Here is a 12744-nt window from a genome sequence, read left to right as displayed (position 1 = left end):
CGCCGATGCCCGGCCGTTCAGGCCGGGCATGAGGGTCGTATTACTCGGCCGCTTCCGCCGTTCCCGGTCCGACCTTGGAATTGTGCAGATCGACGTTGAGGCCGAGCGAACGCATTTCCTTGACCAGCACGTTGAACGATTCCGGAATACCGGCCTCGAAGGTGTCGTCGCCACGCACGATCGCCTCGTACACCTTGGTACGGCCGGCGACGTCGTCTGACTTCACGGTCAGCATCTCCTGGAGCGTGTACGCCGCGCCGTAAGCCTCGAGCGCCCACACTTCCATTTCGCCGAAACGCTGGCCGCCGAACTGCGCCTTGCCGCCCAGCGGCTGCTGGGTAACGAGCGAGTACGGACCGATCGAACGCGCGTGGATCTTGTCGTCGACGAGATGGTGCAGCTTGAGCATGTAGATGTAGCCCACCGTCACCTTGCGATCGAAGGCATCGCCGGTGCGGCCGTCATAGACGGTCGACTGGCCCGAAGCGTCGAGACCGGCAAGCTTCAGCATCTCCTCGATGTCGGCTTCCTTGGCGCCGTCGAACACCGGCGTCGCGATCGGAACGCCGCGGCTCAGATTGTGACCGAGCTCGATCAACTCGTTGTCGTTGAGCGACTTGATCGTCTCGTCCTCGCCGTAGACCTTCTTCAAGGTTTCCTTCAGCGGCCTGATGTCCTGCTTCGACAAATAGGCATCGACCGTCTGGCCGATACGCTTGCCGAGGCCGGCACAGGCCCAGCCGAGATGGGTCTCGAGGATCTGTCCGACGTTCATGCGCGAGGGCACGCCGAGCGGATTGAGCACGATGTCGGCATGCGTACCGTCTTCGAGGAACGGCATGTCCTCGATCGGCACGATCTTCGACACCACGCCCTTGTTGCCGTGGCGGCCGGCCATCTTGTCGCCGGGCTGGATCTTGCGCTTCACCGCGACGAAGACCTTGACCATCTTCATCACGCCGGGCGGCAATTCGTCACCGCGCTGAAGCTTTTCGACCTTGTCGAGGAAGCGCTGTTCCAGCCCCTTCTTCGACTCGTCGTACTGCTTCCGCATGGCCTCGATCTCGGCCATCAGCTTGTCGTTCGGCGAAGCGAACAGCCACCACTGCGACTTCGGGTACTCCTCGAGCACCGCACGGGTGATCTTGGTGTCCTTCTTGAAGCCCTTCGGACCGGCGATGCCCTGCCGTCCTTCGAGCAGCTCGGCAAGACGGTTGTAGACGTTGCGGTCCAGGATCGCCTGCTCGTCGTCGCGGTCCTTGGCCAGACGCTCGATCTCTTCCCGCTCGATCGCCAGCGCACGCTCGTCCTTGTCGACGCCGTGCCGGTTGAACACGCGCACCTCGACGATGGTGCCCTGCACGCCCGGAGGAACGCGCAGCGAGGTGTCGCGGACGTCGGAAGCCTTCTCGCCGAAGATGGCGCGCAGGAGCTTTTCCTCCGGCGTCATCGGGCTTTCGCCCTTCGGCGTGATCTTGCCGACCAGGATGTCACCGGCGCGCACTTCCGCGCCGATGTACACGATGCCGGCTTCGTCGAGGTTCTTCAGCGCTTCTTCCGACACGTTGGGAATGTCGCGGGTGATTTCCTCGGGTCCGAGCTTGGTGTCGCGGGCCATCACCTCGAATTCTTCGATATGAATTGAGGTGAACACGTCTTCCTTCACGATCCGCTCGGAGAGCAGGATCGAGTCTTCGAAGTTGTAGCCGTTCCACGGCATGAACGCGACCAGCACGTTCCGGCCGAGCGCGAGCTCGCCGAGATCGGTCGACGGACCGTCGGCGATGATGTCGCCCTTCTTGACGATGTCGCCGACCTTCACCAGCGGACGCTGGTTGATGCAGGTCGACTGGTTGGAGCGCTGGTACTTCATCAGCCGGTAGATATCGACGCCCGACTTGGTCGGATCGAGATCTTCCGTGGCGCGGATGACGACGCGGGTTGCGTCGATCTGGTCGATCACGCCCGAACGGCGCGCTGCGATCGCAGCACCCGAGTCACGCGCAACCACGCCTTCCATGCCGGTGCCGACGAACGGCGCCTCGGCGCGAACCAGCGGCACCGCCTGGCGCTGCATGTTCGAGCCCATCAGCGCGCGGTTGGCGTCGTCGTTCTCGAGGAACGGGATCAGCGCGGCTGCGACCGAAACGAGCTGCTTCGGCGACACGTCCATGTAGTCGACCTTGTCCGGGGTCACCGGCAAGACTTCGCCGGCGTGACGGCAGACCACGAGATCTTCGGTGAAGCGGCCCTTCGGATCGAGCGGCACGTTGGCCTGCGCGACCGTGTAGCGGCCCTCTTCCATCGCCGAGAGGTACACGACCTCGTCGGTGACGCGGCCGTCCTTGACCTTGCGGTAAGGGGTCTCGACGAAGCCGTACTTGTTCACGCGCGCGAAGGTCGCGAGCGAGTTGATCAGGCCGATGTTCGGACCTTCCGGCGTCTCGATCGGGCAGATGCGGCCGTAATGCGTCGGATGCACGTCGCGCACCTCGAAGCCGGCGCGCTCGCGGGTCAGACCGCCCGGTCCAAGCGCCGAGAGACGGCGCTTGTGGGTGATCTCCGACAGCGGGTTGGTCTGGTCCATGAACTGCGAGAGCTGCGAGGAGCCGAAGAACTCGCGCACGGCGGCGGCCGCCGGCTTGGCGTTGATCAGGTCCTGCGGCATGACCGTGTCGATGTCGACCGAAGACATGCGCTCCTTGATCGCGCGCTCCATGCGGAGCAACCCGATGCGGTACTGGTTCTCCATGAGCTCGCCGACCGAACGCACACGGCGGTTGCCGAGATGGTCGATGTCGTCGATCTCGCCCTTGCCGTCGCGCAGATCCACCAGCGTCTTGATGACGGAGAGGATGTCTTCCTTGCGCAGCGTGCGCTGGGTGTCGGGCGCATCGAGGTCGAGGCGCATGTTCATCTTGACGCGGCCGACCGCCGAGAGGTCGTAGCGCTCGGCGTCGAAGAACAGCGACTGGAACATTGCCTGCGCCGAATCCAGCGTCGGCGGCTCGCCGGGACGCATCACGCGGTAGATGTCGAACAGCGCGTCCTCGCGCGTCATGTTCTTGTCGGCCGAGAGCGTGTTGCGGATGTAGGCGCCGACATTGACATGGTCGATGTCGAGCAGCGGCAACTCCTTGTAGCCCTGCTCGTTGAGAGCCTTCATCGACTTGTCGGTGATCTCTTCACCGGCTTCCGCGTGGATCTCGCCGGTCTTGGGATTGACGAGGTCCTCGGCGATGTAGTTGCCGACCAGCTCCGCATCCGACAGGCGCAGCGCCTTCAGGCCCTTCTCCTGCATCTGACGCGCACCGCGCACGGTGAGCTTCTTGCCGGCTTCGAGCACGACCTTGCCGGTATCGGCGTCGATCAGGTCGTTGATGGTCGAGTAGCCGCGGAAACGATTGGCGTCGAACGGAACGCGCCAGCCTTCCTTGATCCGCTTGTACTGGATCTTCTTGTAGAAGGTGCTGAGGATCGCCTCGCCGTCGAGGCCGAGCGCGAACATCAGCGACGTCACCGGAAGCTTGCGGCGACGGTCGATACGCGCATAGACGATGTCCTTGGCATCGAACTCGATGTCGAGCCAGGAGCCGCGATACGGGATCACGCGGGCGGCGAACAGCAGCTTGCCCGACGAATGGGTCTTGCCTTTGTCGTGGTCGAAGAACACGCCCGGCGAACGGTGCATCTGCGAGACGATGACGCGCTCGGTGCCGTTGACGATGAAGGTGCCGTTCATCGTCATGAGCGGGATATCGCCCATGTAGACGTCCTGCTCCTTAATGTCCTTGACCGACTTCGCGCCGGTTTCCTCGTCGATATCGAACACGATGAGGCGCAGCGTCACCTTGAGGGGGGCCGCGAAGGTCATGCCGCGCTGGCGGCACTCGTCGACGTCGTATTTCGGCGGCTCGAACTCGTAGCGGACGAATTCCAGCATCGAGGTGCCCGAGAAGTCGGAGATCGGGAACACCGAGCGGAACACCGCCTGCAAGCCCTCGTCCGACCGCCCGCCCTGGGGCTCGTCGACCATCAGGAACTGATCATAGGACGCCTTCTGAACCTCGATGAGGTTCGGCATCTCGGCCACTTCCTTGATGTGTCCGAAGAACTTGCGAACGCGTTTGCGACCGGTGAATGTCTGCTGCGCCATCGTGGCCTCTCATTTTCGTCGCCCGATTTGGGCGCGCCCTCCGGAACGCGGCGACCGCCGCTCCCCGGGTTGAATTTTTTCGAACCCGTCTTGGGGGCCGGAGACTCAGTTTCAGGCAGGAATGTCCTGAATCTGTTCTTCAGACCTTCAAAACGCAAAACGACGCGCGGGGCGCAGGAGCGCGCCCGCCCGTCACAACCATCCTCTTCACGGACTGCAAAAGCCCGAAATAGCTTGCTCTCCCAACGGCTTACAGGGAATGCGACATCCCTGCCCACCGCGCTTTCGTGCTGCCGACCCGATATGGGGCGACATTAGTGCAGATTCGAGGGATAAACCCTCAAATCCCCACACTTTTTCGTGTTCGACCTGCGTCGGGCGGTTCCGTCGCACGCCTTTTGCATCTGGCCCATCCCTTTCGGGGAGTGGACCGAGATCCCGGTTGCGCTGATGCTGACCGGGATCTCGTGCCAGTAAGCGATGCTTACTTGAGCTCGACCTTCGCGCCAGCCTTCTCGAGCTGGGCCTTGAGCTTCTCGGCTTCGTCCTTGTTCACGCCTTCCTTGACAGGCTTCGGCGCGCCCTCAACGAGGTCCTTTGCTTCCTTGAGGCCCAGGCCGGTGATGGCGCGGACTTCCTTGATGACCTCGATCTTCTTGTCGCCGGCGGCGGCAAGAACGACCGTGAACTCGGTCTTCTCTTCGGCCGGAGCGGCGGCAGCGCCACCACCAGCCGGGCCGGCCACGGCGACAGCCGCGGCAGCCGAAACGCCCCACTTCTCTTCGAGGAGCTTCGCGAGTTCGGCAGCTTCGAGCACGGTGAGGCTCGAGAGGTCGTCAACGATCTTCTGCAGGTCAGCCATTGTTCAGTTTCCTTGAATGTAAGTCTGGTTCGGGTTTGAGTTTTGCGAAGGGCGTCAGGCCGCTTCGCCCTTTGAGGCATAAGCCTGGATGACGCGCGCGAGCTTGCCCGCGGGCGCGTTGGCGAGCTGAGCGATCTTGGTCGCCGGGGCCACAAGCAGGCCGACGATCTTGGCGCGCAGTTCGTCAAGCGACGGCAGCGAGGCAAGTGCCTTCACGCCGTCGACATTCAGGACGGTCTTTCCCATCGAGCCGCCAATGATGACGAACTTTTCGTTCGCCTTGGCGAATTCGACGGCGACCTTTGGCGCCGCTACCGGATCGTCCGAAGTGGCGATCACGGTCGGTCCCTTCAGCATGGGGCCGATGGCAACGACGTCAGTGCCTTCAAGAGCAATTTTGGCGAGACGGTTCTTCGAGACCTTCACCGAGGCGCCAGCCTGCTTCATCTGCGAGCGCAGCTTCTGCATCTGGGCAACGGTCAGGCCGGAATATTGGGCAACGACCGCGACGCTCGTGGTCTTGAAGACCCCATTGAGCTGTTCGACCGCTTCCTTTTTTGCCGCTCGTTCCACAGCAAGCTCTTTCCGGTTGGCGGTCATCGCGAAAGCGGGACCGCCGGGTTGCACCCATCGTCCCGCCCAAACCTGAACCTCAGGGCCAAACCCATCGGACACGCCGGGCAAGACGACAATTCAAAGCCTGCCCTCCGGGAGCCCACAGGGGCCCACGGCGTGTCGAGGTCCGAACCAAACCCATTCCGCAACCGACCCTAAGGTGGTCACGAAGTGAAATCCGGTCTTCACCCGTCTATGCAGGCCATGCGATTAAGCCGTTGAGAAATCGAAATTCCCCGCGGGCGCCTGCAGTCTTGGACAGGACAAGGTCAGCCGGCGAACCGTCCGACCTCTGCCCGCATCCCACAACCGACGAATTTCCCTCCTTTTCCGGCAAATCCTCACGGACGGCCTGAAAAGGAATGATCTCCATCTCTTGTTTTCGGAATGCGTGCACGAACGCGCCAGCCGAGGCCGGCACGTCCGGAAGCGGTTCTTTAACCGCTCGGGGCCTGCTTGCCAAGAGCAAAATTCACACCAGTTCCAACCCCTTGCCGCTCGCGCTTGACCGTAGCCAAAAAGGGCCGGTTTCAGCTCATTTGACCCCGTAAGGCAGCTTCTTGCCCTCGAAAAATGCGGTCAGGTTCGCCAGCACGCAGTTCTGCATGGCGACGTGCGATTCTAGGGTGTGGCCGCCAATATGGGGAGCGAACACGACGTTGGGCAGCGCCGTCAGCGCGTCCGGAGCGTGCGGTTCCTTGTCGTAGACATCGAGACCGGCTCCGGCGATGGTCTTGTCGGTGAGCGCCACCACCAGGGCTTTCTCGTCGATCACCGAGCCGCGGGAGATGTTGACGACATAACCGTCCGCCCCGAGGCGCTTGAGGATATCGGCGCTGACGGCATGCTGGGTCTCGGCTCCTGCCCGGACCGCGATCATCAGCACGCTGCACCAGTCGGCCAGCGCCTCCAGGGTCGGGAAATATTGATAGGGCAGATCGAATTTGCTGCGGCTGAAATAGCCGATTTCGCTCTCGAAGGATGCGCAGCGCGCTGCGATCTTGCGGCCGATCTCGCCCATGCCGTAGACGCCGATGCGGCGGCCCGGCATCCCGGCCTGCGGACGCATCATCGGCGAGGGCTTTGACGCCGCCCAATCGCCGCTACGGACGTACTGGTCGGCCACCAGGATTCGCCGCGTCGCCGCGAGCATCAGGGTCATCGCGATGTCGGCGACCGAGGCCGCATTGGCACCCGGGCTATGGCCGACCGCAATGTTGCGGGCAGCAGCGGCCTTCAGGTCAACACCGTCATAGCCGGTGCCGTAGCAGACGATGGCCCCGAGCTTCGGAAACAGGTCCATCGCCTCCGCGCCCAGCGGCGTGCCGCCGGCGGTGAGCACTGCGCGGATATCGCCGAGCGCGTCGGCCGAAAACATCTCCCGCGCCGGCTTGCCGCCGGTGTCGAGCAGCTCGAACCGCTCGGCGAAGCGCGCCATCATCGTCTTGGGAAAGCGCGAGTAGATCAGGACCTTGTCAGTCATTGTTCTTGTTTCCGGTGAACGCCGTCACAAACGACGAGGGGCGGAATCGGTTGCCCAATTCCGCCCCTCGCCTCATACAATTTACAAACCTTAGCCGAGAATGGTGCCCGGCTCGACCTTCACGCCGGGGCCCATCGACGAAGACACCGCAACGCGCTGGATGTAGGTGCCCTTGGAACCGGCCGGCTTGGCCTTGGAGACAGCGTCAGCCAGAGCCTTGATGTTCTCGACCAGTTTTTCCTCGGTGAACGAGGCCTTGCCGACGCCAGCCTGCAGGATGCCGGCCTTCTCGACGCGGAACTCGACCGAGCCGCCCTTGGCGCCCTTTACGGCGCCGGTGACGTCCATGGTCACGGTGCCGATCTTCGGGTTCGGCATCAGGCCGCGCGGGCCGAGCACCTTACCAAGGCGGCCGACCAGCGGCATCATGTCGGGGGTTGCGATACAGCGGTCGAAATCGATCGTACCGTTCTGCACCTTCTCGACCAGGTCCTCGGCGCCGACGACATCGGCTCCGGCAGCCTTGGCCTCGTCGGCCTTGGCGCCGCGGGCGAACACGCCCACGCGGAGCGTACGGCCGGTGCCGTTCGGCAGGGTCACAACGCCGCGGACCATCTGGTCGGCGTGACGCGGATCGACGCCGAGATTGATCGCGACCTCGATGGTTTCGTCGAACTTCGCTTTCGCGCGTTCCTTGACCATCTTGATGGCGTCCGCGAGCGGGTAAAGCTTTTCGCGATCAATACCTTCGCGGGCTTTGTTCAAACGTTTTCCGATTGCCATGAGCCCTTACCCCGCCACTTCCAGACCCATCGAACGGGCAGAGCCCTCGACCATCTTCATGGCCGACTCGATCGAGTCGCAATTGAGATCCTTCATCTTCTTCTCGGCGATCTCGCGCACCTGCGCCTTGGTCACCGCACCCGCCTTGTCACGGCCCGGCGCCTTGGAGCCGGACTGGATCTTGGCAGCCTGCTTGAGGAAGAAGGACATCGGCGGCGTCTTCATCTCGAAGGTGAAGGAACGGTCCGCATAGATGGTGATGACCACCGGGATCGGGGTGTTCTTCTCTTCCTTCTGGGTCTGGGCGTTGAACGCCTTGCAGAACTCCATGATGTTGAGACCGCGCTGACCGAGCGCGGGACCGATCGGGGGCGAAGGATTCGCCGCACCGGCCGGGACCTGAAGCTTCAGGTATCCGGTCACTTTCTTTGCCATGTATCACTCCTGTTGGGCCGGCCTGGGCCGGCGGTTTCAGGTTCGTGGTCTGGGTCGGATGCGGCTGGCAACCGCCCTCTCCCTCCCACGGCCTCTTTTTGCGCGAGACCGAAGTCTCACGCCTACGCGATCAGACCTTCTCGACCTGACCGAATTCCAGTTCGACCGGCGTGGCGCGGCCGAAGATCGACACGGCGACCTTCACGCGCGAGCGCGCCTCGTCGATTTCCTCGACCACACCCGAGAACGAGGCAAACGGGCCATCGGCCACGCGCACGTTCTCGCCGATCTCGAACGACACCGACGCCTTCGGCCGCTCCACGCCCTCTTGAACCTGGTGCAGAATGCGCATGGCTTCGGCTTCCGAGATCGGCATCGGCTTGTTTTCCGCGCCGAGGAAGCCGGTCACCTTCGGCGTATTCTTGATCAGATGAAACGCCTCGTCGGTCAGCTTCATCTTCACCAGCACGTAGCCCGGGAAGAACTTGCGCTCGGCGTCGATCTTGCGGCCGCGGCGCACCTCCGTGACCTTCTCGGTCGGAACCAGCACCAGCTCGAACAGCTCCTCGAGCCCGCGCTGCTTGGCCTGCTCGCGGATCGATTCGGCGACCTTCTTCTCGAAATTCGAATAGGCGTGGACGATGTACCAGCGCTTGTCAGACAATTGAGCCGTTGCTGTTGCCATCAGTGAATGCCCAGAAGGAAGGTGATGAGGTAACGGATGATCTGGTCGGCAGCGAAGAAGAAGATCGAGGCCACGGCGACCATGACGAACACCATGATGGTGGTGATCGTGGTCTCGCGGCGGGTCGGCCAGGTAACCTTGGCGGTCTCCGAGCGCACTTCCTGCAAGAACTTGAACGGGCTGACTGCCATCGTTTGATGTCCAACGTCCGTCGACAGACGCGAATGAATTTCAGGGATCCGAACAGCCGCCGTTGGCCCAGCCCTCTGTCTCGAAGGATGAGCCGGAAACCGGGCTCGATTGTTCGGGGATTTCAAAGCCGCGCCGGAGATCCGCGTCTAACGGGCCGGCTGCGAGTGCGGGGTATCTACTGCGGATGGGACCAAAGGTCAAGATAGAGAGGATCCGCCAGGGTAAACCGACTCCGCGGGCGACCGACCAGAGATCAGGCCGATCAAGGGCTTATCTGCCGCCTGCAATGCGCCGTCCCAGGGCCTCAGCCAGTTCCTCGCAGGACGACACCACCGGGCCCCCTCAGCCGCCGCCCCTCAAGGTCAATCGGCCCGATCGATCATCGAAATGCCCGGCAACGGCACAACGAACTTTCCGCCCTCGGCGAAATAGCCGGCATGCTTGGCCCGGATCGGATCCACATAGCGCCAGGCGAAGACGACGACGAACGCCGGCTTGCGCTCGTAAAGGGCGGCGGGCGGCAGGATCGGGATGTCGTATCCCGGGCCGGCCATCACGTTCCCCTTCTTGGGGTCGTCGTCCACCAGGAAGTCGATCTTGTTCTCCAGGCCGAACTGCGGCAGCAGGGTCGTGGTCCCGACCGAGACGCCGTAGCCGGCCACGAGCCGGCCGCGCGCATGGGCGGCATCGGCCATCGCGACCAGCTCGTCGCGGATCGCGGCGATCCTCTTCGCATAGGGCACATAGTAGGCCGGCTGGTCGACGCCGAGCCGGTCTTCCTCGGCAATGAAGCGCGCGACCTCCGCGGACGGTGTCTTCGCGCCGCCAGCACGCTGCACCGTCACCCGGATCGAGCCGCCCTTGGTCTCGATGTGCCGGACGTCGATCAATTCCATGCCAAGCCGCGCGAAGAAGCGCGTCAGCGGCTTGATGTTAAAATACGACAGATGCTCGTGATAGACGGTGTCGAGAAGGTTCTTCTCGGTGACGTCGACGCCATACTGCGTTTCGAACACGAACAGCCCGTCCGGCGCAAGCACGTCGCGAACGCCGATCACCAGCGGGTCGAGATTGTCGACATTGGCGATCATGTTGTTGGCGATCACGATGCTGGCCGCGCCATGGCTTTGCAGGATGCGGCGGCCGATGGCATCGGTGAAGAAATCGCCGATGGTCTCGATTCCCGCTTCCGTCGCACGCCGCGCGATGTCGACGGCGGGATCGACACCCAGCACCCGCATGCCGCGCTCCCTGAAGAAACCGAGCAGCGATCCGTCGTTGCTGCCGAGCTCGACGACCAGCGAGCCCGGCGCGATGGCGAACCGGCTGACGACGTCGTTGGCATAGGCTGCGAAGTGCTCCCGCAGACCAAGCGAGAGCGAGGTGGTATAAACGTAGTTTCGGTACTGGATCTCTGGATTGCCGACGTGGAGAATCTGCAGGTGGCCGCAGTCCGCGCACAGGTGCAGCGCCATCGGCACCGCGGCCCGAAAGACGGGATCGTCGACGCTTGCGTCCGGCACCTGGAAGTTCGGCGTGCCAATGGGCATGCCTGCCATCGGGACGACAAGCTCTTGCTTGTCCGAATGACAGAGGCGGCAGGTATGACGGACGTAGAACAGGTTTTTCATCGTAGGACCGTAAGACGGAGACATGCGAACAGGTGAGGCAATCTCACCCCGTGGTGATCAGATCGACGGCACCGCCTCAGGACGCCGGATATTCCGCCCGACCGATGATGAGGTCGATCGCGGCCATCATCCAGAACTGATGCGTGGTCTCGACGATGTTGTAGCTGCGGCTGTCGACGTAATAATTGACGTCGCCGAGATTGCGCAGCGGATTCTCCGCGTTCATGCCCGACAGCGTGACCACATCGAGCTTCATCGTCCGCGCCTGCGCGACCGCATTGAGAATGTTCTTCGAGCGTCCCGACGAGCTGATCGCGACGAGGCAATCGCCGGCGCGGGCGCTCAGCCTCACAGCATGCGCAAGCCAGTCCTCGAAACCGTAATCATTGGCGAGGCACGACATCATGCTGGCATCGCTGAAGCAGAGCGCTGGCACCGATGCGTTCTTCGCCAGATCGATCGCGAGATGCGAGGCGATGCCGGCCGACCCTCCATTGCCGATGAAGATGACGCGGCCGCCCCGCTCGCGCGCACGCAACCAGGCCGTGCGGGTGGCGGAAATCCTGGCGAAAACCCCGTCGTCAATTGCCGTCGCACGATGGAGCCGCCCTACGTAGTCGACAAGGAAAGCCTTGTGATCGGGATCGACGGACTCGGCAGGCATGGGCTCGCGGCTCGACGGCGACATGACGCCCTGATACCGGCTATCACCAGCGATTGCAAAGGTATATTACCTTCGAAGTTGACCAGCAGCCGATTCGGTTTCCACCTTACACACAACATTGGCGGGCCTGTTTCGCTGGGCATTCGCATCACGGATGTTCCTATGAAATGCATCGTTACCGGTGGCGCCGGCTTCATCGGCAGTCACCTCGTCGACCGCCTCCTCGACGATGGCCACGAGGTCATCGCGCTCGATAATTTCGTGATTGGACGCCCCGAAAATCTGGCCTCGCGCGTCGATTCGAGTCGACTCAAGATCGTACGGGCCGACGTCACCGAACTCGAATCGATCACGCCGCATTTCGAGGGCATCGACTGGGTGTTCCATCTCGCCGCGCTAGCCGACATCGTTCCCTCGATCGAGTCCCCGATCCCGTATCACCGCGCCAATGTCGACGGCACGGTCAACGTTCTCGAGGCTGCACGGCAGGCCGGCGTCAGCCGCTTCGTTTATGCCGCGTCGTCCTCCTGCTACGGAATTCCCGACGTCTATCCGACGCCGGAGAGCGCCGAGATCCGGCCGATGTATCCCTATGCCCTCACCAAGAATCTGGGCGAGCAGTGCGTCATGCACTGGTGCCAGGTCTACAAGCTGCCCGCGGTCGCGCTGCGCCTGTTCAACGTGTACGGGCCGCGCCATCGCACCACGGGCACCTACGGTGCCGTGTTCGGCGTGTTCATGGCGCAGAAGTTCGCCGGCAAGCCCTTCACGGTGGTCGGCGACGGCGAGCAGACCCGCGACTTCACCTTCGTCAGCGATGTCGCCGATGCTTTTGTGACCGCCGCGCGCTCCGAGGTCTCGAACGAAGTTTTCAACGTCGGCTCCGACAACACCTACAGTGTCAACCGGCTGATCGAGCTTCTCGGCGGCGACAAGGTCCACATTCCCAAGCGTCCCGGCGAACCCGATTGCACCTATGCCGACATCACCAAGATCAAGCGGGTCCTGAAATGGACGCCGAAGGTAAAATTTGAGGGCGGGGTCGCGACGATGCTGAAGTCGATGGATCAGTACAAGGACGCCCCCCTGTGGACGGTGGACAAGATCGCGGACGCCACGAAGGGCTGGTTCAAATATCTGGGGGACAACAACGACGCGGCGTCCGGCGCGCCGCAGAAGGCAAGCCAGTGAACAGGTTCACCCGGTATCGTTGCCGCGAATCGATCAATTCCGGGCCG

11 protein-coding genes are annotated in these 12744 nt (G+C 62.8%); 1 reads left to right on the top strand and 10 read right to left on the bottom strand.

Annotated elements, in window-relative coordinates; genetic code table 11:
* Positions 1-40: 40 nt before the first annotated feature.
* The 10 genes from rpoB to AC0L2J_RS08380 form a co-directional block, all read right to left on the bottom strand.
* A complete protein-coding gene (gene rpoB, locus AC0L2J_RS08425; protein WP_007602996.1) occupies positions 41-4156 on the bottom strand; it encodes a DNA-directed RNA polymerase subunit beta in 4116 nt (1371 codons plus the stop codon).
* Positions 4157-4640: 484 nt separating this feature from the next.
* A complete protein-coding gene (gene rplL / locus AC0L2J_RS08420) occupies positions 4641-5018 on the bottom strand; it encodes a 50S ribosomal protein L7/L12 (RefSeq protein WP_007602994.1) in 378 nt (125 codons plus the stop codon).
* 54 nt (positions 5019-5072) lie between these two features.
* The gene (gene rplJ, locus AC0L2J_RS08415) at positions 5073-5591 is read right to left on the bottom strand and encodes a 50S ribosomal protein L10 (protein ID WP_035975090.1); all 519 of its coding nucleotides are present in this window, start codon (positions 5589-5591) and stop codon (positions 5073-5075) included.
* A 577-nt stretch (positions 5592-6168) separates the two neighbouring features.
* Entirely contained in the window at positions 6169-7116 is a 948-nt protein-coding gene (locus AC0L2J_RS08410; RefSeq protein ID WP_473388605.1) for a 2-hydroxyacid dehydrogenase, read from the bottom strand.
* Positions 7117-7206: 90 nt separating this feature from the next.
* Positions 7207-7899, bottom strand: a complete 693-nt coding sequence (gene rplA / locus AC0L2J_RS08405; RefSeq protein WP_007602988.1) for a 50S ribosomal protein L1 — start codon at positions 7897-7899, stop codon at positions 7207-7209.
* A gap of 6 nt (positions 7900-7905) precedes the next feature.
* Positions 7906-8334, bottom strand: a complete 429-nt coding sequence (gene rplK, locus AC0L2J_RS08400; RefSeq protein ID WP_007602986.1) for a 50S ribosomal protein L11 — start codon at positions 8332-8334, stop codon at positions 7906-7908.
* 130 nt (positions 8335-8464) lie between these two features.
* The gene (gene nusG, locus AC0L2J_RS08395) at positions 8465-9019 is read right to left on the bottom strand and encodes a transcription termination/antitermination protein NusG (RefSeq protein ID WP_007602985.1); all 555 of its coding nucleotides are present in this window, start codon (positions 9017-9019) and stop codon (positions 8465-8467) included.
* Positions 9019-9210: a preprotein translocase subunit SecE gene (gene secE, locus AC0L2J_RS08390; protein WP_007611620.1), complete on the bottom strand. Its 192-nt coding sequence runs from the start codon at positions 9208-9210 to the stop codon at positions 9019-9021. The genes nusG and secE overlap by 1 nt, the downstream gene beginning before the upstream one ends.
* A gap of 363 nt (positions 9211-9573) precedes the next feature.
* Entirely contained in the window at positions 9574-10842 is a 1269-nt protein-coding gene (locus AC0L2J_RS08385) for a methyltransferase domain-containing protein (protein WP_473388601.1), read from the bottom strand.
* Positions 10843-10918: 76 nt separating this feature from the next.
* Positions 10919-11506 (bottom strand): SIS domain-containing protein, encoded by a 588-nt coding sequence (locus AC0L2J_RS08380; RefSeq protein WP_473388597.1) that lies wholly within the window; start codon positions 11504-11506, stop codon positions 10919-10921.
* Between the two features lie 162 nt (positions 11507-11668).
* Between AC0L2J_RS08380 and AC0L2J_RS08375 the strand changes: the two genes are divergently transcribed.
* The gene (locus AC0L2J_RS08375) at positions 11669-12697 is read left to right on the top strand and encodes an SDR family oxidoreductase (protein ID WP_473388592.1); all 1029 of its coding nucleotides are present in this window, start codon (positions 11669-11671) and stop codon (positions 12695-12697) included.
* Positions 12698-12744: the final 47 nt, after the last annotated feature.

The sequence above is a fragment of the Bradyrhizobium sp. MV1.5 genome (genome assembly GCF_055807615.1).
Note: the sequence above shows the minus strand (reverse complement) of the source record. Positions and strands in the feature narration are given on the sequence as shown.

Bases quoted from the DNA above. Each gene is read 5' to 3' on its own strand.
- rpoB (WP_007602996.1), bottom strand. From the start codon at position 4,156: ATGGCGCAGCAGACATTCACCGGTCGCAAACGCGTTCGCAAGTTCTTC.
- rplL (WP_007602994.1), bottom strand. From the start codon at position 5,018: ATGGCTGACCTGCAGAAGATCGTTGACGACCTCTCGAGCCTCACCGTG.
- AC0L2J_RS08410 (WP_473388605.1), bottom strand. From the start codon at position 7,116: ATGACTGACAAGGTCCTGATCTACTCGCGCTTTCCCAAGACGATGATG.
- rplA (WP_007602988.1), bottom strand. From the start codon at position 7,899: ATGGCAATCGGAAAACGTTTGAACAAAGCCCGCGAAGGTATTGATCGC.
- rplK (WP_007602986.1), bottom strand. From the start codon at position 8,334: ATGGCAAAGAAAGTGACCGGATACCTGAAGCTTCAGGTCCCGGCCGGT.
- nusG (WP_007602985.1), bottom strand. From the start codon at position 9,019: ATGGCAACAGCAACGGCTCAATTGTCTGACAAGCGCTGGTACATCGTC.
- secE (WP_007611620.1), bottom strand. From the start codon at position 9,210: ATGGCAGTCAGCCCGTTCAAGTTCTTGCAGGAAGTGCGCTCGGAGACC.
- AC0L2J_RS08385 (WP_473388601.1), bottom strand. From the start codon at position 10,842: ATGAAAAACCTGTTCTACGTCCGTCATACCTGCCGCCTCTGTCATTCG.
- AC0L2J_RS08380 (WP_473388597.1), bottom strand. From the start codon at position 11,506: ATGCCTGCCGAGTCCGTCGATCCCGATCACAAGGCTTTCCTTGTCGAC.
- AC0L2J_RS08375 (WP_473388592.1), top strand. From the start codon at position 11,669: ATGAAATGCATCGTTACCGGTGGCGCCGGCTTCATCGGCAGTCACCTC.